At 62.7% G+C, this 18,845-nt stretch carries 17 protein-coding genes and 1 pseudogene; 7 read left to right on the top strand and 11 right to left on the bottom strand.

What is annotated here, in order from left to right; translation table 11 throughout:
* From NFV80_RS09395 to NFV80_RS09350, 10 genes and pseudogenes are all read right to left on the bottom strand, one after another.
* Positions 1-266 (bottom strand): annotated as a pseudogene (locus NFV80_RS09395) (transposase); the annotation flags it as partial.
* Positions 267-435: 169 nt separating this feature from the next.
* The gene (locus NFV80_RS09390) at positions 436-1,260 is read right to left on the bottom strand and encodes a serine protease (protein ID WP_295328884.1); all 825 of its coding nucleotides are present in this window, start codon (positions 1,258-1,260) and stop codon (positions 436-438) included.
* A gap of 121 nt (positions 1,261-1,381) precedes the next feature.
* Positions 1,382-2,218 carry a transglycosylase SLT domain-containing protein gene (locus tag NFV80_RS09385; RefSeq protein WP_295328886.1) on the bottom strand — a complete coding sequence of 279 codons (837 nt, stop codon included), beginning with the start codon at positions 2,216-2,218 and terminating at the stop codon, positions 1,382-1,384.
* 74 nt (positions 2,219-2,292) lie between these two features.
* Complete coding sequence (locus tag NFV80_RS09380; protein WP_295328882.1) at positions 2,293-3,363, bottom strand: SDR family oxidoreductase; 1,071 nt, start codon at positions 3,361-3,363, stop codon at positions 2,293-2,295.
* The gene (locus tag NFV80_RS09375) at positions 3,351-4,631 is read right to left on the bottom strand and encodes a nucleotide sugar dehydrogenase (protein WP_295328880.1); all 1,281 of its coding nucleotides are present in this window, start codon (positions 4,629-4,631) and stop codon (positions 3,351-3,353) included. The genes NFV80_RS09380 and NFV80_RS09375 overlap by 13 nt, the downstream gene beginning before the upstream one ends.
* A 56-nt stretch (positions 4,632-4,687) precedes the next feature.
* On the bottom strand, positions 4,688-7,471 hold the full coding sequence (prsT, locus tag NFV80_RS09370) for an XrtA/PEP-CTERM system TPR-repeat protein PrsT (protein ID WP_295328878.1): 2,784 nt from the start codon (positions 7,469-7,471) through the stop codon (positions 4,688-4,690).
* Positions 7,472-7,511: 40 nt separating this feature from the next.
* Positions 7,512-8,870, bottom strand: coding sequence for a PEP-CTERM-box response regulator transcription factor (gene prsR, locus NFV80_RS09365; RefSeq protein WP_295328876.1), 1,359 nt, complete (start codon positions 8,868-8,870; stop codon positions 7,512-7,514).
* The gene (prsK, locus tag NFV80_RS09360) at positions 8,867-10,972 is read right to left on the bottom strand and encodes an XrtA/PEP-CTERM system histidine kinase PrsK (protein ID WP_295328874.1); all 2,106 of its coding nucleotides are present in this window, start codon (positions 10,970-10,972) and stop codon (positions 8,867-8,869) included. The genes prsR and prsK overlap by 4 nt, the downstream gene beginning before the upstream one ends.
* 58 nt (positions 10,973-11,030) lie before the next feature.
* Complete coding sequence (locus tag NFV80_RS09355) at positions 11,031-12,413, bottom strand: TIGR03013 family XrtA/PEP-CTERM system glycosyltransferase (RefSeq protein ID WP_295328871.1); 1,383 nt, start codon at positions 12,411-12,413, stop codon at positions 11,031-11,033.
* Between the two features lie 275 nt (positions 12,414-12,688).
* Entirely contained in the window at positions 12,689-14,740 is a 2,052-nt protein-coding gene (locus tag NFV80_RS09350; RefSeq protein ID WP_295328868.1) for a hypothetical protein, read from the bottom strand.
* Positions 14,741-14,926: 186 nt separating this feature from the next.
* Here NFV80_RS09350 and NFV80_RS09345 point away from each other — a divergent pair, with 186 nt between their 5' ends.
* Positions 14,927-15,070, top strand: coding sequence for a hypothetical protein (locus tag NFV80_RS09345; RefSeq protein ID WP_295328865.1), 144 nt, complete (start codon positions 14,927-14,929; stop codon positions 15,068-15,070).
* Between the two features lie 50 nt (positions 15,071-15,120).
* On the opposite strand, the gene NFV80_RS09340 is transcribed toward NFV80_RS09345, so the two are convergent.
* Positions 15,121-15,573, bottom strand: a complete 453-nt coding sequence (locus NFV80_RS09340; protein ID WP_295328863.1) for an HIT family protein — start codon at positions 15,571-15,573, stop codon at positions 15,121-15,123.
* Positions 15,574-15,748: 175 nt separating this feature from the next.
* On the opposite strand from NFV80_RS09340, the gene NFV80_RS09335 reads away from it, so the two are divergent.
* The 6 genes from NFV80_RS09335 to NFV80_RS09310 all read left to right on the top strand — a co-directional run bounded on the left by NFV80_RS09335 (position 15,749) and on the right by NFV80_RS09310 (position 18,694).
* Positions 15,749-16,720 (top strand): patatin-like phospholipase family protein, encoded by a 972-nt coding sequence (locus NFV80_RS09335; protein WP_296758484.1) that lies wholly within the window; start codon positions 15,749-15,751, stop codon positions 16,718-16,720.
* 200 nt (positions 16,721-16,920) lie between these two features.
* Positions 16,921-17,199 (top strand): type II toxin-antitoxin system RelE/ParE family toxin, encoded by a 279-nt coding sequence (locus NFV80_RS09330; protein WP_295328859.1) that lies wholly within the window; start codon positions 16,921-16,923, stop codon positions 17,197-17,199.
* Positions 17,200-17,211: 12 nt separating this feature from the next.
* A complete protein-coding gene (locus tag NFV80_RS09325) occupies positions 17,212-17,511 on the top strand; it encodes a HigA family addiction module antitoxin (RefSeq protein ID WP_295328857.1) in 300 nt (99 codons plus the stop codon).
* A 143-nt stretch (positions 17,512-17,654) separates the two neighbouring features.
* A complete protein-coding gene (locus NFV80_RS09320; RefSeq protein WP_295328855.1) occupies positions 17,655-18,062 on the top strand; it encodes a hypothetical protein in 408 nt (135 codons plus the stop codon).
* 57 nt (positions 18,063-18,119) lie between these two features.
* A complete protein-coding gene (locus NFV80_RS09315; RefSeq protein ID WP_295328852.1) occupies positions 18,120-18,413 on the top strand; it encodes a hypothetical protein in 294 nt (97 codons plus the stop codon).
* Between the two features lie 8 nt (positions 18,414-18,421).
* On the top strand, positions 18,422-18,694 hold the full coding sequence (locus NFV80_RS09310) for a hypothetical protein (RefSeq protein ID WP_296758481.1): 273 nt from the start codon (positions 18,422-18,424) through the stop codon (positions 18,692-18,694).
* Positions 18,695-18,845 lie beyond the last annotated feature (151 nt).

The following is an 18,845-nucleotide window of genomic DNA, read 5'->3' as shown; positions in this document are numbered from 1 at the left end:
AGCTTGCGCATGCAGGCGACGATGGCGACCTTTTTGGGTTTGCCGGCGGCGACGAGGCGGTCGTAGAACTGCTGGATGACGGCATTGAATCGGATGGCCGCGAGCGCTGCCATGTAGAGTCCGCGGCGTACCTGCCCGCGTCCGCCGATGAGGGCGCGCTTGCCACGCATCTGGCCGGAATTGCGATTGAAGGGTGCCAGGCCGATGAGGGCCCTGATTCCCCGGCGCGACAACTGCCCCGGCTCGGGTACTTCGGCGATCAAAGTGGCGACGGCGGTTGGGCCGATCCCGCGCACGCTGGCAAGCCGCTGGGCCAAGTCGGCATGGCGGATTTCGATGTGATTGGCAAGTTCAGTCTCGACCGCAGAGGACCAAACCGCAGCCATCCAGTGGCTTGGGAGAAACGCGAGCGGCCGCCAGCAGCCAGCGAGAAAATCAGTTCGCCTTCTGCTGCGCCAACAGCTCCCGCAGGTACCGTATCGGGATGGCAAAGCTGATTCCCGACGGCTTGCTGAGGACCGATTCCTTGCTTTCCTTGACGAACACCATGTTGATGATGCCGATCACCTCGCCCCGGCTTGTCTCGTACAGCGGGCCGCCGCTGTTGCCGGGATAAGCCGTCGCATCCAGCTGATAGATGTCGAAACTGCCGTTCCGGATTTGCTGTACGACCCTGGCGTTGAGCTGCCGTGCGTTTGCGCTCGGCAGCACGATCGGGGTGATCGCCGAGATGATTCCACGATGGGTGACCGGCGACAGGCCCAGCGCACCGCCGATCGGAAAGCCGGTGAAGGCCACCGCCTGCCCTTCCCTGACCGGATCGGAATCGTGCAGCGTGAGCGCCGGCAATGGCTGACCATCGATGCGCAGCAGCGCCAGGTCGTGCGCCTTGTCCACCAGCAGCACCCTGGCCGCGCGCTGTTGGGCTGCGGCAGTGGCCGAATGGACGACGACGGCGAGCGTCTCGCCGGCGCCGAGGTCCGGCCCTTCCTGAACCACGTGCGCGTTGGTCGCAACCAGACGACCGTCACCGACGACAAAGCCGGTTCCCCGCATCAGGAACGGCGGGCTGCGCGTGAGCTGATGGGTACCGACGACGACCACCGACGGTTTGACCCGATCGATCACCTCGGGCAGTTCGGCTGCGGCTGGCCCGGCGGCCAGCAAGGACGTGGCCAGCAGCGCGCCGGCCAGCCAGCGTGCCACCGCGAGGGTGGCGGCAAACGCCGACCGGCAGGGGGAAATCAACCAGAATTTCATCGTTCTCCTCGAACACGGAGGAACCCCGTTGCAGCGGCAAGCTGCGTGACCGGTGGAGCATCCGCTCGTCTGCGGGCAGTGCGGAAAGCAGGCGGCGACCTGCCTGTCGCAGGGGGAACCCTCAGGATCCCCGGGTCAGACGAATGCGCGGCAGTTCCGGTGAAGGCGTTGTCACGCGGGCGTCGTAGGGATGATCGTCGCGCTTGAAAAGGCTGATGATCCGCTGCACGTAGCCGCGCGTTTCGGCAAAGGGGGGCACACCACGATAGCGATTGACCGCTCCCTCGCCAGCGTTGTACGCGGCGGCCACGAGACTGACATCGCCCTCGAAATACGCCAGCAACCAGCGCAGATAGGCAAGACCGCCACGCAGGTTCTGCTCCGGGTCGAACGGTTGCCTGACGTTGAAGCGTGCCGAAGTATCCGGAATCAGTTGCATCAGGCCCTGCGCATTCTTGTTCGAGACCGCTGCCGGGTTGAAGTTGGATTCCGCCCGGATCACCGCCAGCGCGAGACGTGGACTGACGCCGTACTCCGGTGCCAGTTGCTGCACCAAACCGACAACCTTCTTCTGCGCCTCGCTGCTTGGCACCATGACATCGTGGCCGTCGTCGGGAAAAGCCCCCGGCCGCATGCACTCGGGCACTACCGTCGTCGGCTCGCCGACGAAACGCTGCATTTTCTGCGACTGTACGTGCCCCTGTTTCGCGGCAAGTGCGAAGAAATAGGCCGCGCGGGCATCGTCGCGGGCGATGCCGCGCCCGTTGGCGTACATCCAGCCGAGGTTGAACTGTGCCTCGGCGTCGCCCAGGCGAGCACCATCACAATACAGCTTGGCGGCGCGCGCATAGTCCCGCGGCACTCCTTCGCCGTGCTCGTAAGCCAGCGCCTCCTTGCGCAAGCTCAGCACGCGATCGGCATCGACGTCGCGCGGCGCATCAGCGGCGAGCGCGGGCATCGCCAGCACGATCATTCCGCAGAAGACCAGCGCTCCTTGCCGCCAAAGCGCCGGGCAAACCGAGCAGCACGACCTCACGCGCACACTCCTTCGCCAACGGCAAAGCGGGCCACATACCAGGGCATCGCCACGCGGACGCCCTCCTCCAGCCGGTGGCTCGGCAAGTATCCGAGCAGACGCCGTGCCTTGCCGATGTCGGCCTGCGAGTGGCGAACGTCGCCCGGCCGAAAGTCGCCGTATTCCGGCCGCACTTCCTCTACCGCCGGCCGGAACTCGGCGAGCACCGTACGCAGAATCTCGAACAGTCGCTTCAGGCTGGTCCGGTCATCGACCGCGACGTTGTAGACCTGATTCACCGCCGCCGGATCGTCGGTCGTTGCGGCCAGCAGATTGGCCTGTACGGCGTTGTCGACAAAGCAGAAATCGCGGCTGGTTTCGCCGTCGCCGTTGACCGTCACCGGCTCACCAAGCAGCATCGCCCGCGTCCATCGCGGAATCACGGCGGCGTAGGCTCCTTCCGGGTCCTGGCGGGCACCGAAAACGTTGAAATAGCGCAGCCCGATCGACGGCAAGGCGTAACACCGGGCGAAAACCTCGGCGTACAGCTCATTCACCAGCTTGCTTACGGCATAGGGCGAGAGCGGCCGACCGATCCGCTCCTCGACCTTGGGCAGCGCCTCATGATCGCCATAGGTCGAACTCGATGCGGCATAGACGAAACGCTTCACTCCGGCATCACGGGCGGCCACCAGCATATTGAGAAAACCGTCCACGTTGGTGGCATTGGTCGCCAGCGGATTGGTCAGCGAGCGCGTCACCGAACCCAGCGCCGCTTGGTGGAGGACGTAATCGACGTCGCGGCACGCCTCGCGGCATGCCTGCAGATCGCGGATGTCGGCCTCCATGAAGCGATGGAGATGCCACCGCTCCGGACCGACCAACGCGCGCACCTCGTCGAGATTGCGACGATGCCCCGTCGCGAAATTGTCCAGTCCGACAACGGTCTGACCGAGTCTGAGCAGCGTCTCCACGAGATGCGAGCCAATGAAACCGGCACTCCCGGTGACCAGCCAGCGTGCCGGCTGGGCCCGCAAGCGCGCACACAGGGTCGCGACCGCAGGCGTCGCGGAACTCAAAGACGCCACACCGTCACCCCCTGCGCAGCAAGTTGCGCTTGGTCGAACATGCTCTTGACGTCGGTCAGGACGCCACCTTTCTGGAGCTTGCCGACGTAATCGGAGAGGGGCCGTTCCTTGAACTCGCGATGCGCGACCGCCGCGACGATCGCCGCCGCCGCCGGAAGCTGCTCCCAGCTCATCAGTTCGACGCCGTATTCGTGCCGTGCCTCGTCGGCATCGGCGACCGGTTCGTGCACCAGCACGCGCGCGCCATACGACTCGAGTTCCCGAATCACGTCGATCACGCGCGAATTGCGCAGATCCGGGCAGTCCTCCTTGAACGTCAGGCCGAGCACGACGATCGGCGTATCCTTGACCTGCCAGCCGTTGCGAATCAATTGCTTGACAGTCTGCTCGGCAATGAACTTGCCCATTCCGTCGTTGATTCGCCGGCCGGCGTTGATCACCTGCGGGTGATAGCCGAGCATTTCCGCCTTGTGGGTCAGGTAATACGGATCGACACCGATGCAGTGACCACCCACCAGACCGGGACGGAAGGGAAGAAAATTCCACTTGCTGCCCGCCGCCTCGAGCACCTCGACGGTGTCGATGCCGATGCGATCGAAAATGATCGCGAGCTCGTTCATCAGGGCGATGTTCAGATCGCGCTGCGTGTTCTCGATGACCTTGGCGGCCTCCGCCACCTTGATGCTCGAGGCCGGATAGACGCCGGCCGTGATCACACTGCCATAGATCTCCCTGACCAGCTCCAGCGTTCTTGGCGTATCGCCGGAAACGACCTTGACGATCTTGGTCAGCGTCCGCTGCTTGTCACCGGGGTTGATCCGCTCCGGTGAATAACCGACGAAGAAATCCTCTTTCCACTTCATCCCCGAATACTTCTCGATGATCGGAATGCAGACCTCCTCGGTCGCCCCGGGATAGACCGTAGACTCGAAAACGACTGTGGCACCACGCTTCAGGTTCCGCCCGACCGCCTCGGAAGAGCCGATCAAGGGGCCGAAATCGGGTTGATGCGCCTGATCGACCGGCGTTGGCACTGCCACGATCACAAAATCGGCCTCGGCCAGCGCACGCGGATCTGTGCCGACCTCGAGATGGACTGCGGCTTCGAGATCGGCAGTGCTCACTTCGCCGGTCGGATCGACATACCGCCGATAGTTCGCCACCTTGCTTTCCGAAAGATCGAAGCCGATCGTCCGGCGCTTCTTGCCGAATTCGACTGCGAGCGGCAAGCCAACGTACCCCAGGCCCACGACAGCAACAATAGTCATCAAATCTCCATTCTCTCAGGGTTTCTCGGTCATTCGCGTCCCGCCGCGCCTGCTTGCTACAGTCCCTTCAGCAACTGCGTCACTTCGGCCTGCGCCGGGAAGCTGTCACCCAGCTTGGCGAGTTGCTCCAGTTCGCTCTTCGCCTCGATGCGCCGGCCGCTCTTGAGCAGCGCTTTGGCGTAGTTGAGACGGACTTGCGACGCCTGCGGAGCAAGCGCCACCGCCTTCTTGAGCAAATCGAGACCGCGGGCGGTGTCGCCCCGTTCGACCAGCAGGACGCCGAGAGTATCCATCAATGCGGGCTGATCGGGTGCCAACTTGTTGGCCTTTTCGGCGTATTCGATCGCCTTCGGATCCTTGAGCTGTCCGGCGACCCACGCCAGGTTGTTGAGCGCCGCCGGATCGTCCGGGTGCGCGTCGAGCACCATGCGGTATTGCTTGGCGGCAGCCGCATAGTCCTTGCGGGCGGTCGCCAGCTCGGCCAGATAATTGCGGAAGCGGGCATCCTTTGCATGGTCCTTGAGCCAGCTTTCCGCAAACTTGTCCGCCTCGGCACTGTTGCCGCCGGCGAGCAGCGCGGTATGCAGCTTGATCGCCAGATCGTTCGTTCCTACCGCCTTGAGCCCGGCACGATAGGCAGCCGCGGCGTCGCCCCAGGATTTCTTCGCCGCATAGACGTCGCCCTCGAAGGTATAGCCGATTGCCTCCTTGGGCCGCTGCTTCTGAACGTCCTTGGCAACTGCCACGGCCTCCGCCGAGCGACCGGCGTCGAGCTGAAGCATGATGATCCCGCGCTGGGCTTCGAGCGAATCCGGCTTGACCTTGAGCGCCTTTTGCAGATTTTCCAGCGCGGCTTCCTTGTTCTTTGCCGCCATCTGCACCTCTGCCATGCGCAGGTAGGCAAGCGGCGAGTCCGGCTTCAGCGCGGCCAGTTTGGCATAGGTGGCGAGCGCCTGGTTGTAGTCCTCGGCGGCGGTCTGCGCGCGACCGGCAGCATCGAGAATCTCCGCCCGCTCGGGCAACGCGGCGAGCGCCTCCTGCGCCGCGGCAAGAGCACTCTTCACTTCTTTCTTGTTCAGATACAGACCGATCAAGGCCAGGCGCGGCATCGGATCGGTCGGATTAGCCGTCACTGCCTTGCTGACCAATGCGGCCACTTCTTCCGTCGTGCCGCCGGCTTTGGCACGCAACTGGGCGAGCGCCATCAGTGCCTGCACATTCTTCGGATCCTTGGCCAACACCGACTCGAATCGCTTCTTCGCGTCGTCGGGCTTCTGCTCGTTGATATCGAGATTGGCCAGACTGGCAGCAGCCGGGTAGTAAGCCGCGTTCAACTCCAGTGCTTTCTCGAAGCTCTTGCGTGCAGCGGCGAAATCGCGCTTGCCGACGAGCGCCGTACCTCGCAGCTGGTACGTCATCGGGTTGTCCGGCTGTTTCTTCTCGAGAACGGCGACGGCCTTGAGCGCCTGATCGAACTCGCGCCGCTGCAAGTGCGCGGTGATCAGCGCGAGATCTGCGCGGGTGCCAGAATCGGCCGCTGCCACCTGCTCGAGATCGCGGAAAGCAACGTCGCTCTCGCCTTTCGCCAGATTGACCATGGCCAGCGAGGTGCGCTTGCCGGCACTCTTCGGATCGAGCGCAGTGGCCTTCGCGAAATAGGTGCCGGCCTTGTCGACCTGACCGTTCTGCAGATACACCTGCCCGGCCAGCGCCAGCATGTTCGAGTCCTTGTCGATCTTGTCGAGCACCGGTTCGAGAACTCCCAGGGCCTTGTTTGGCTGGCCATCGCGCAGGTAGCTGGTGATCAGCGCGCGCCGCGCGATACCCAGCGGCGGAGTCCGCGGCAGCGCCTTGAGCAGATAGGCCTCGGCCTGCGAATAGGCGCCCGCCTCGTACTCGATCAGCCCCGCCAGTTGCAGACCCAGCGGACTTTCCGGCAGGACCTTGAGATGCAGCAGGATGGCGTCCCTCGCCGCCGGATAATCCTTCTGCTGGTACGACAGACTCGCCCGGAGAAACTGTGTCTGCGGATGATTGGGAGCAAACTGCTTGATCGCGTCGATTTCCTTGCCGGCCTCGTCCAGCTTGTTCTCCGCCAGCAGGTTCCGGACGATCGCCGCGTGCGCCGCCAGATAGTCGGGCTTGATTTCCACCGCCTTGCGATAGGCGGCCAGTGCCGCTGCGCTGTCGCCTTGGGCGGCAAACAGATCACCCTTGAGTTGCCAGGCTTCGTAAAGCTTGGGCTGTTTCTCGATCGCCGCGTCGAGTTGGGCCAAAGCACCCGGAAGATCGCCGCGGGTCGCTTTCAGTCGCGCCTCGCCGAGCAGCGCCGGGCCGTAACCCGGTTCTGCCATTGATGCCGCAGCGTAGGCATCGGCCGCCAGCTCCTCCTTGCCCTGCATCAGATAGGCCTGACCCACGGACGTCAGCAAGTCGGCCTTCGCCTCCGCCGTGGTCAGCTGGGCCTTGGCCAGTTCCTCGGTGACCTTCTTCGGCTGTCCGAGCATCAGCATGGTCTTCGCCAACAGCGGCGTCACTGCGTCGGGCGAATAGTTCAGATCCTGCGCCTTGCGCAACTCGACCTCGGCGCCCGTCGGGTCACCTCCTTCGAGCAGCGCCTTGGCGAGCAGATAGCGCGCTTCGCCAAGCTGCGGATTCTGCTGCAACGCGTTCTTGAGCTGGATTGCCGCCGCCTTGTGGTCGTTCTTGGCCAGGAACTCCTTGGCCGAACTGATCATCGTTTCCGGTTTTTCTCCCCCACAGCCGACGAGGAGGAGTGCGGCAAGCAATGCCGAGGCAGTGGTTCGGCGCAGCGTGCGCAGCGAGTTGCGAGTAGTCATGAGAGGTGTCCCCACGGAGGATAAACGTTGCAAGAAAGCTCTACTTCAGGCCAAATCGGTGCATCATGTCGTACAGCGTCGGGCGGCTGACGCCAAGCAGTTCCGCCGCCTTGACGACGTTGCCATCGGCGCGCGCCAGGGCGGTGATGATCACCCGCCTTTCCGCCTCGTCGCGCGCCTGTCGCAAGTCGAGAACGATTGCTTCCGCGGGCTCGCCGCCCGCCAGACCAATATCGTCGGCGGTCAACTGGTTGCCGTCCGCCATGATCACCGCCCGCTTGATGCAATTCTCGAGTTCACGCACGTTCCCTGGCCAGGAGTAGGCCTCGATCGTGCGCAGCGCGTCCTCGCGCAAGGTCATCCCGCCACGATTGTTCTCGCTTGCAAATCGCCTGAGAAAGGCATGCGCCAGCAAGGTGGCGTCGCCGGAACGGGCGCGCAGCGGCGGAATATTGACGACGATCTCGGCCAGCCGATAGTACAGATCCTCGCGGAAACGTCCCTCGCTGATCAGGAACTTGAGATTCTGGTGAGTCGCGCAAACGATCCGGACATTGACCGGAATCTCCTGTCGCCCGCCGATCCGCTCGATGACGCGCTCCTGCAGAAAGCGCAGCAGCTTGGCCTGCAGCGAATGCGGCAGGTCGCCAATTTCGTCGAGCATCAGCGTACCGTTGTTGGCCGTCTCGATCTTGCCGAGAGTGGTTTTTGCCGCCCCGGTGAAGGCGCCTTTCTCGTAGCCGAAGAGTTCACTTTCCAGAAGGTGCTCGGGAATCGCAGCGCAGTTGATCGCGACGAAGCGTTCGCGCCGCCGTGGCGAAGCCCCATGCACGCCACGCGCCAGCAGCTCCTTGCCGGTACCACTTTCCCCGAGCAGCATCACTGTCGCGTCGGTAGCACCAACGCGCTCGATCGTGCGACAGACGCGCAACAACTCGGGGTCGCGAGTGATCAGGCCGGACAGCACGTCGGGCTGCTGCATTGCCTGCAGCCGCTCGTTTTCCCGCTGCAGTTCGTAGAGGCGGTAGGCGCGCTGTATCGTCAGGCCGAGCATTTCGATCTCGAATGGCTTGGCGAAGAAATCGTAGGCGCCCAGCGCGATCGCCCGCAGGGCATTGGCACGGTCGTTCTGACCGGTGAGGACGATGATCTTGGTGTCCGGCGCGATCGTCAGAATCTCTTCGAGCAGCTTGAAACCTTCGGAAACGGAGTCCGCGTCCGGTGGCAAACCGAGATCCATCGTCACCACGGGCGGCTGATACCGGCGCACCAGTTGCAGCGCACTCTCCCGGTCGTCCGCCGTCAGCGCTTCATACTGGTCGAAAGCCCAGCGAATCTGTTTCTGCAGCGCACGATCGTCTTCCACGATGAGCAGGTGCGGCAACTTTACGGCGCTCATTCCGCCTCCTTCGTTGTTTCAGCCTGCGGAGCATGCCCCGCATCGAACAATGGCAACAGCAGGTCTACCTGTGTCCCGACATCCACCGCGCTGTCAACTGACATTTTCCCGCCCAATTCATGAACATACTGAAAACTCTCGTAAGCACCGATGCCCATTCCGGTCGGCTTGGTCGTCTGGAAAGGCTTGAAGAGCCGCTCGCGAACGAACTCGGGGCTCATTCCATGCCCGTTATCGCCCACTTCGACCAGCGCCTGCGCCCCTTGCCGGGCCAGCCGGACCCACACTCGCCCACCGTGTTCCGTTGCGTCGAGTGCGTTCTGCACCAGATGGCCGATCACCCGTTCGATCCGGTCCTCGTGGCCGCGCGCGACCATCCTTTCATCGAAGGTCACTTCGACATCCCTTCCCTGCCCGGATTTCGCCGTCTGTATCCGCCGGATCACTGCAGCCAGGTCGATGCCGCGCGGACCATCCAGCGGCGTCGCACCCTCGCGCAACTGCATCATCAGTGTGCGCATGCGTTCCACCGAGTGTTCAACGGTCATCAGCATGTCTTTCTGAAATTCCGGATTGTCCCGGTGGCGCTCAGCGTTCTTGAGCATCAGCGACAACTGCGTGATGATGTTTTTCAAGTCATGCACCACAAACGCCGACATGCGGTTGAACGAATCGAACTTGCGTACTTCGAGCAGCGCCTCACTGGCCTGCATCTGCCCGAGAAAGGCACCCGCCTGGCGGGCGGCGGTCTTCAGCAGATCGTTCACTTCCCAATTCACGTCGATCCTGGCCCGCGCAGTCGCCAGCACGACGAAGGCGATCAATTCACTGCCGGTGGTCAGCGGCACCACCAGCCACGCGTTCGGCACCTCGACCAGCCAGGACGGGAGTTCGAGACCGTCATAGCGACGTGGCAGCGATCGATACTCCTCGAGATTGATCACCCAGCCGCTATCGAGCAGGAAGGTACACAAGGTGCTCCCCACATCCTCGGTCGCCGGCGAAGCGGGCATGTTCCAGCAAGCCGCCTGCGCGAAAAACCGGCCCGAGGGATCCTTCAGCCAGAGCGCGCCACCCGGACTTTCGACCATGTCGGCGAGACCTCTCACGACGTGCCGCCCCATGCCCGCAAAACCGCCCTGCGAGGAAAGAGTCTGTGTGAAACGTAGCCACTCTTCCCGGTAATCGTAACGATAACTGAAGAAGTGCTTGCCGACCTGCACGCGCAACCTGGCCCGCATCGAACCCGAAAACGTCAGTCCGACGAGCACCAGCAGAGCCGCAAAGAGTAGCGCCAACTGCAGAGCGCGCCCCCATTCGCCGCCAAAGAAGCGAACGTAATAGCCTGCTGCGGCCATGAACAGCAGGTAGGCGCCAACGATCAGCAGCGTCGCCGACTGCAGCGCCACGCGCTGCGACATGACCAGCCGCCGTTTCCAGTCGTGACTGCGAATCGCCGACAGCGCGACCAGCGGCAGACCCAGCGCATGGGCAAAGCCGCGAATGCTGAAGGCGTCGACGTCCACCCGATTGAACAGCAGCGCATCCGAGAACAGGTACAGGTCGAACAGGAAAACGCCCCCGAGGCCGAGGCACAAGGGTTTGATGCTCCAGCGAAAGTCCGGCGAGACATTGCGAAACAGACGCTCGACCAGCAGCAGTCCGAAAACGGTCATCGCCAGTGACGCGAACAGTGCAATACGCTGTGACAAGGCAGGATCGATTCCGAATACGACAAGTGTCTGCGCCGCCAGGCCGACGACGAAAAGCACCAGCGCCAGCCCGGTCAACCACTGCGAACGGCCAGGCACGTGCTCGCCTTCCGCCAATTCCGGCTGCATCAGGACGAGCAGAAAGAGATACCAGCCACCAAAGCGCAAGACGTCGGCGAAGATATTGCCGGCAAGGAAGAGTGGCTGCCCGGTGAGTGCGAAGGCGAGACCCATCGACCCCCACAGGGCGCACAGTGCAACCGCCACAAACATCGCACGGCTGCGCCCGCCCTTACGCCAGCCGGACGCCAGATAGAGCGCCAGAAAGGCTGCCAGTACCGCCACCAGACCATAACTCCAGGCGGTCACGATCGCCATCTTGCTGTCCATCACTGCCGACCTTCCTCTCGCGTTCCTGCCGGAAGACGCGAAATCCGCGGCGCGCGAATCACCGAGCGCCCTTGCCGGTCAGCACTACGCCGACCGTCTCGAAGAGAATCACGATATCCAGGAAAAGGGTGTGGTTCTTGACATAGTACAGATCGTATTGCAGCTTCTGCACGGAATCGTCGATCGTGGCACCGTAAGGATAGCTAACCTGTGCCCAGCCGGTAACCCCCGGCTTGACGCTGTGGCGTACCGCGTAGAACGGAATTTCGCGCGTCAGTTGATCGACAAAATAGGGGCGCTCCGGACGCGGACCGACCAGGCTCATGTCCCCCGTCAGCACGTTGTAGAGTTGCGGCAATTCGTCGATGCGCAGCTTGCGGAGGACGCGACCGACGCGGGTCACACGATCGTCATCGACTGCCGCCCAGCGCGGTTTGCCGTCGCTCTCGGCGTCGTTGCGCATGCTGCGGAACTTGACGATGCGGAAGAGACGGCCATCAAGACCCACCCGCTCCTGGCGGTAAAAGACCGAGAATCCGTCTTCGAGCACAATCAGAATCGCTGCCAGCAGCATTACCGGGAGGGCGAGCAGCAGCAGGAACGACGCTACCACGACGTCGAACAGACGCTTGACGCTCGTCCGCCGCCAGCTCTGGCGGAAGCCTTCGCCAAAGATCAGCCAGCCGACACGCAGGGAATCGAGACGGATCTGGCCGAGCGCGCGTTCGAAATAGCTCGCCAGGTCGAGTACCCGCACGCCGGACAACTTGCAGTCGAGCAGTTCGCGCAGAGGCAGCGCGCCACCGCGGCGCTCGCGCACGGCGACGATGATCTCGTCGACGCGCAGGGTGTGCGCCGTGTCGGACAGCGACCTGTCCTGCGACAGGATCACCTGGGAAGGAACGACCACCTCCGTGTCGGTCGCCGAAGGATAGAAACCCACGATCTGAATGTCCGGATCCGACTTGCGCAGCACCCGTCCGACGTTTTCCGCCTCATCGCCGACGCCAAAAACCAGCACCCGATTGCTGAGCAGGGAACTCGACTGGCCGTGTGCCGAATGGACGCGCCGAACCAGCGTCGCAAAAATTGCGGAGAGGCCAGCGAGCAACATGAAACCCCGATCGACTTCGGCTACCGAGAGCAGGGAAAACACCAGATAGGCCAGCGGAATCGCCAGATAGAGCGAGAGCACGGCGCGCGCCTGCGTCTCCTCGCGTGTGCGGCTGTGCACCCTCTGATAGATGCCCAGCCAGGCATTCAGCACGATCATCGTGAGTGCGAAGATCACCGCATAGAAGGCCACCTTCTCGAGAGCCAGTTGGCCTCCATGCCCGATCCAGACGGCGGCAAGAATCACGCACGCGATCGGGACCATCAGGTCGACGGCAACCTGGGCAAGCGTCTTCCGATGAAACCAATGATTGAACACCTTGATCACGATAGACTCCTTGCAAGCATGAACCTGAAAACTTCTCGCTGATGACCGATGCCTGGATAGCCATCCGCAGATCAGAAGGCTTACCGGGCGTCACGAAACGAAGGCTACCACTGCAAAATTTTGGAGAACGTGACCTAATGCACACGCGCACGACAGTAGCCGGACGGAGCGACCGCGCGCCGCCCGGCGACAATTAATGAACTACTTTGCAAAAATCCTATAACCATATAATAAAAAGAATTTCTTACTGGAATCCCGGGCGATTTATGCCGGGATTATACAATGCGCGGCAGCTCTAAGGACACTTGCGGGAACGGCGCCGGGCGATCGGAAAGGTCTTCCTGATCATGCTCGTCCAGAAACAGGGCGCAGCATAGCAGCAAGTAGAACAGGAAGGCACACCTCGGCATATCCAGCAGACTGGAGAAAACCCCGACCACCAGACTGCCGGCCAAGGCCGCCAGAAGATACGGCGCGAGGCCGTGCCGACTTCCCGGACCTCGCAGCAGGTTGCGCAGGGCCATCGCGAGCAGCGCGAGCAACAGCAGCAAGCCGATCACGCCCTGGTCGATCAAGGTTTCGACGAACAGACTGTCGACGTGCCACGGTACGAAGTAATGGTAACCGGCAAAGAACCAATGCGCCATCCCGGCCGAGAAATCGCCGTTGGCCAGCAGCTGATTCCCCTGCCCGTCGACCAGGCTCAGATTGTCGACTTCGATGAACTCTGCCGGCCCCTCCGGCCGCAGCGAAAAGAATCCGAAGCCGGGCATCGACCAGCCGCCCGCGGCTCGCGCGGGAGCGGGAACTGCCAGTGAAATGCGCCGCCACTCGTCGCCCGGCGGAAGTGTCAGCGGCAACTGCACGCAGGACGCCGCATACAGGAGATGCTTGTGGCAAATGGAGGCCCGCAAACTCGCCCACTGCGGCGCCCGCAGGTCCATTGCCAACACATGGCTGCCGTCGGTCGGCACGGGCACCCGCTGCAGCAGCTCGAACGCGCCACGCGAGCGCGCAGCGTGCTGCGGTCGGTAGATGCGCAGGTGGCTGTCACCGCCTTCGTTGAGCCACTGCAGCCTGCCCGGCATCGCGCGCCCCGGCACGGAATGCGAGTAATTCGCCGGAAAGCGACCCAAACCTCTGCCGAGGAGCCATTCCGAAGGCGTGCGCAGCAGGCTCAGGCTCTCGCGCCAGTGCCGGACGCGCCCGCCGAGATCGCGCTCGCCCGCCGCCAGGCGCATGCCCATGAAATCGCCGAGCCCGAGTACCGCCAGCACCTCGACGATGAGCACCACCGTCAGTGCCCGGTTGGCGACGACCCGCCAAGGTTCGCGGGCAGCAGCCGGCTGCTTCCCCGCGCCGACGAGGAAAGCGCGACCACGGCTCGCCGAGCACGCGGCAGCGAGAACCATCAACGAAACCGCGACGCCGAGATACAGGCCGCGCGAAAACGTGGTCAGGCAGGCATAGCCGGCGACTACTGCCAATGCCGCCGCCAGCGCCCAACGCCGGCGGTCGCGCGCCTGCGTCAGCAGGAACGCAACAAACGGAATCGCCAGCGCGAGAAAGCCGTCGAGCGCTGCGCCACCGACGTGCATCTCCCAGAACAATCCCGTGCTGCGATAGGGAGTCGAAAAATTCAGCAGCCCGGGATAGCCGGCGCGCTCGCAGACGATGGCCATTGCCGCCAGTCCCAGCGCAGTCGCCACGCCGACGGCCAGGTCATGTCCGGCCCGCCGCGGCCTGCTTCGCAACAGCTCGCGCAGGGAAGGCAGCAACAGCAGGACCAGCAGCAAACTCTTGGCTACCCGCAAGCAGTTCAATGGTTCTTCGTAGCCCTCGAACCAGCCGAGCGGCATTCCGCCGGCGTCAGCCAGACCACGTGCCAGCGCCAGCAGCCACCACACCGCCAGCAGACCGAGTCCGATTCGCGCCGGGCGAAACCGCTGTGCTGGCTGGCCGCGCACTCCTTCGACCGAGGCACCCGCCGCCTTCGCGACCGCCATGCGGGCGTGGCATGCCGTCGCGGCGCCGAGCACCAGCAGATCGAACTCCTCGACACCGATCCATCCGCTCCACGCCGAAAATCCGGCCACCGGCAGCAAGGCGGGCACCGCCTTCAGCCAGAGCGACGGCCGGCGGTATACTGCGAAACACCAGAGCAGCCAGCCCGGCGTCAGCAGGTCTGGCCACAGCGGATGCTGCACAGCGATCAACGCAGCCAGCAGACCGGCGAAGATCGCCAGGCCAGCGTGCACCCAGCCCGGCATTCCGTCGCCCGGCACCCGGCCAGGCTCGGGCGCAGCGACCTCGCTCAGACTGGACACCGGGGGCCACCACCGCCGACGCCGCGATCTGGGCGCGATTCGTGCGTCGTCGCGGACAATCTGCGAAACTTCCGGCAAGGCCGCAGGGCCGGCGGCTGCGCGACCACGGCAGACGCCGGCAACACCTGTCGGCCCCCCCTGTCAATCGCTGCGCAGCTACGCAGACGTTTCCCGAGCGAGGCTTGCATGTCTACCGGTTGGATCATCTTTCTTGTCTGTATCGCCTTCGTTCTCGGCGCCGCTCTGCCGCTGATCAGCAATCGCGACGCGCGCAGGCATGCGCCTCCAGCGCGCAAGGAAACGCTGCGCGACTGGCGCAAGCAGCCGTAGCGGCGGGGCCACCCACCCGGCAGGGTGACGCCGTTTGCCGTGACTGCAGTTCAGTCGCCGCTGGCCGCCCGCAACTCCTTGCAGATCGCTGCCAGGACACCCGCCTGCTCGCGGTGCTGCTGCTCGGCCAGCGCCGGAAAGGCCGGCCAGCCGGGATCGAGCCATTCCAGCCCGAAAAACCGGCGACTGCCGTTGTAGCGAGGAATGACGTGAAAGTGTACGTGGTGATCGACCATCATCAGCATCAGGTAATTGATGATGTCGTAGCCGAAGGCCGATTTCACGGAACGCTCGATCGTCCCGACGAGAGCGGAGAGCTCGGCCATTTCGCTTGCCGTCACCTCCGCCAAATGCGCGGCGTAGCGGTTCAAGGAGAGGACGCCGCAAGCCAGTGTCGCCTGCGCCGGTCGCACCGACCACGACCAGGCGGGCGTTTTCGCGACCAGCAGCTCGTCGACTTGGAACTTGCTGCGAAAATCGGCAAGTATTTGTGTTCCGTCCATCTTCTTGTTCCCCCCATGCGGACGCGACAGGCTTCGAGGTGACCGTGACCGATCGGGGCAAGACCGTCCCTGCCGGACGCCGGCTTCGCCCCACGGCGAAAGTGTGACACACTTGTCGGGGTACTGGCGACCGCCGGCACCCGCCGGCCAGCCAGGAATTGCACGAGGAGCGAGCATGACCCGATATGGATTCGTCGCCTCCGGTGGCGGCTACCGCAGCTTCTATACCGAAGGCGTACTGGTATGGCTGCGGAAGAACGACGTCCCCGTGGTACACATCGCTTCCACCAGTTCGGGCAACAACATCGTTCTCGACTACCTGCTGTGGGACTGGCAGAGCGAAGATCTGCCGCCGGTCCTGACGCGCACCATCCGCCTCAACGCAGGCGACATCTTCGACATCTTCTCCAACTTTCGCGGCCTGCGCCCGCAGTTGTTGTCGGGCGGCACACACCTGTTCAGCGTGGACAAGGACAGTTGCCGCAAGTCGCTGCAGCTCGACGACGAGCGCCGGCGCACACTGCTGGCGCAACATCTCGCGACACTGCGCTGGGACATTCGCACCACCAACCTCAGCCGCCGGCAAGGGCGCTTTTTCCAGGTCAATGAAATGCTGTCGCGCGTCGACGACCGCAGCCTCGACGCATTCATGGACGCCTTCCTTGCCGGCATCACGACGATCCCGTATTTCAAGGCAGTGACCATCGATGGCGACTACTACATCGAGGGCGGCTATCTCGACAACACACCGCTGCGCACCCTGTTCGAAGACGACGAAGTCGACGAGATCATCGCCGTGGACTTCACCGATTACGACTATCACCGCGAACTCGACAAGCTGTACAACGCCAACTCGTTCCTGCTGCCGCTGAACAGTATCGACACGCATTTGCTGGTCAGCGACATGCAGCTCACGCTGCCCAACACGCGCATCTTCGCGCAGGCAACCCTGATCAACGGGATGCTCGCGGCAATGGGCAAGACCAGCGCGGAGATCGCCGGCAGACGCTACTACGCCAAACCCCTGCACGTCCTGCGCCCGCGGGACCTGGAGAGCATGACCATTTCGTTCAAGGACCGCAGCGCGCAAAAGCGCTACTTCGAGCTCGGACAGCAGGAAGCAGAGGCACTGTTCAAGACTTCGTAGCCGATGACCGAGGCGAGGCAGTGTGGTAGCGCTGCCCACTTCGACAAGGAGGCTGCGCCTTCGAGTTGCGACTTACCCTATGCCGCGACCCGGGCGGGTCGATGACAGGGCCATCGTTGGGGTGCCACCGATGCTGAATCGCCCACCTCCAGCGACATGCCGGTTGCCGGCAGCGACGCATCGCGTTAGTATCGGCTCGTATGATCTCGAGCTTCAGGTGCCGGCAAACTGAATTCCTGTTCAACGGAAAGCGTGTTCCGGTTTTTGCGAACATCGAGTCGGTGGCGATGCGCAAACTGGCGATGCTCCACCGAGCCGCGAGGCTTGACGATCTTCGCATTCCGCCAATCAACCGGCTTGAGCAGCTGAAGCCTGATCGCGCTGGCCAGTACAGCATCCGCATCAACGACCAATGGCGCCTGTGCTTTCGCTTCGACGGCGGGAATGCCTTCGATGTCGAGATCGTCGATTACCACTGAGGACATTGAATCATGCGCGACGTCCCTTACCCGACCCCAGGTGAAATCCTGCTCGAAGAGTTTCTCAAGCCGATGGGCATCAGCCAGTACCGCTTGGCGAAGGAAATTGGCGTACCACAAAGGCGCATTGGCGAAATCGTTGCGGGCAGGCGCGCGCTCACGGTTGACACGGGCCTGCGCCTCGCCCGCTTTTTCGGCACCAGCGACGGCTTCTGGGTCGGCCTGCAAACCGATTACGACACAGCACGAGCCAAAGACGCATTGTCCGCAGTTTTATCGCGAATCAGGCGTTTCGAGTCGGCTCACCCCTGAATCGGATCACTGGGACGTTTCGAGACGAGCGGCAGGTTCGCCGGCAAAGAAGTTGTAAAGATATTTCTTTCTCCATATTGCCATTCCGTTTGGCGCATCCATTCGCCATACTGTGCCTGGTGGTGTTAGCACAGGAGCGCAGCATGGCAGCCAAGACGCTCAAAACGGTTCCCAAGATCTCCGTCAAGATCTGGCGGCCGATCATCGAGAAGCTCGATGCAAAGATAGACAAGGCATGCCTTCGACGCGACGCTTACCTTGCGAAGATCCTCGAGGTCGAATTGGGTTGGCTTGATGAAGAGGTCTCCATTCCAAACACACAGGCGAGCTACGACCATGTCTTGGAACGGCTTGACCAGCTTGATCGAAAGCTCGTGAGCTTGGCGCTGCCGTCAGACCTGACAGCGCGGCTCAACGAAATATGCAGCCGCAAGCGTATCGTGCGCGATGCCTTTTTCAACCGGCTATTCCTATTGCTCGCAGTTTCACCGGCTGTTGTCGACAAGCTCCTCTTCCGCTATATCGGCAGCGCATGGCGCAGTGCGGTCTGAAGCGAGTACAAATCGGTTGGCCCGTTCTTTCAGAACACCTTCTATCCGCTGGAGTCTATGATCGATCCGTTCTGGGCGATCCGCTGTGGGATGCAAATATACGTCGATGACGCAGGACTTGAAGACTACGTGGAACCCAGCAGCGGTAAGACGGTTCGGGTAAAAGGAAACCCCATAGCGGGCTCCGTGGCTCCGGCTGACAGCGTGTACACGACCATCTTCGAATACAAGATGCGCGACAACAAGGATCTGCTCGGGCTGAGCTGCTACATGCCTGACTGGCTTATCCCTGGGCACGACGCCCAGCGTGACTACTCGGCGAAAATTGACACCATATTTGCCGATTTGTAGCACCCCTCGTGAACACCAGGCATGCCAAGGTTCGGGCGCAGCAACGCTGCATTCCGCCGATGGTCGATCAACTCCTCGACCTCTACGGCCAGGAAGAGCATGACGGGCACGGAGCCCTCATCCTTTACCTCAACAAGGACAGCATCCGGAATATGGAGCGCGACCTGGGCCGTCGCCCGGTGTCAAGACTTGCGGAGTATTTCGATGCCTACAAGGTGAAAAGCGCGGACGGCCACACCATCACTGTGGGCCATCGTACCCGTCGTCTCTGGAGGAAGTGATGCAAACTCAATTCGAGCAAGACACGCAGCCCTGTTTCCCGATACAGGAGTTGGAGCAGATCGAGGCCGCCATTCAGGCCGCGATGCGGTGGCTCGCCACACTTAAGGAAGGTCTGAACAAGATTCCCGAAACTGGGAGTTTTCTCGGCGC

Origin of the sequence: Accumulibacter sp. (assembly GCF_023806565.1) — a bacterium.
In the GTDB taxonomy this organism is placed as follows: Bacteria; Pseudomonadota; Gammaproteobacteria; order Burkholderiales; family Rhodocyclaceae; genus Accumulibacter.
Note: the sequence above shows the minus strand (reverse complement) of the source record. Positions and strands in the feature narration are given on the sequence as shown.

Excerpts from the sequence above, each read along its gene's own strand:
- NFV80_RS09390 (WP_295328884.1), bottom strand. The coding sequence starts at position 1,260 with ATGAAATTCTGGTTGATTTCCCCCTGCCGGTCGGCGTTTGCCGCCACC.
- NFV80_RS09385 (WP_295328886.1), bottom strand. The coding sequence starts at position 2,218 with ATGCCCGCGCTCGCCGCTGATGCGCCGCGCGACGTCGATGCCGATCGC.
- NFV80_RS09375 (WP_295328880.1), bottom strand. The coding sequence starts at position 4,631 with ATGACTATTGTTGCTGTCGTGGGCCTGGGGTACGTTGGCTTGCCGCTC.
- prsT (WP_295328878.1), bottom strand. The coding sequence starts at position 7,471 with ATGACTACTCGCAACTCGCTGCGCACGCTGCGCCGAACCACTGCCTCG.
- prsR (WP_295328876.1), bottom strand. The coding sequence starts at position 8,870 with ATGAGCGCCGTAAAGTTGCCGCACCTGCTCATCGTGGAAGACGATCGT.
- prsK (WP_295328874.1), bottom strand. The coding sequence starts at position 10,972 with ATGGACAGCAAGATGGCGATCGTGACCGCCTGGAGTTATGGTCTGGTG.
- NFV80_RS09345 (WP_295328865.1), top strand. The coding sequence starts at position 14,927 with ATGTCTACCGGTTGGATCATCTTTCTTGTCTGTATCGCCTTCGTTCTC.
- NFV80_RS09340 (WP_295328863.1), bottom strand. The coding sequence starts at position 15,573 with ATGGACGGAACACAAATACTTGCCGATTTTCGCAGCAAGTTCCAAGTC.
- NFV80_RS09335 (WP_296758484.1), top strand. The coding sequence starts at position 15,749 with ATGACCCGATATGGATTCGTCGCCTCCGGTGGCGGCTACCGCAGCTTC.
- NFV80_RS09330 (WP_295328859.1), top strand. The coding sequence starts at position 16,921 with ATGATCTCGAGCTTCAGGTGCCGGCAAACTGAATTCCTGTTCAACGGA.
- NFV80_RS09325 (WP_295328857.1), top strand. The coding sequence starts at position 17,212 with ATGCGCGACGTCCCTTACCCGACCCCAGGTGAAATCCTGCTCGAAGAG.
- NFV80_RS09320 (WP_295328855.1), top strand. The coding sequence starts at position 17,655 with ATGGCAGCCAAGACGCTCAAAACGGTTCCCAAGATCTCCGTCAAGATC.
- NFV80_RS09315 (WP_295328852.1), top strand. The coding sequence starts at position 18,120 with ATGATCGATCCGTTCTGGGCGATCCGCTGTGGGATGCAAATATACGTC.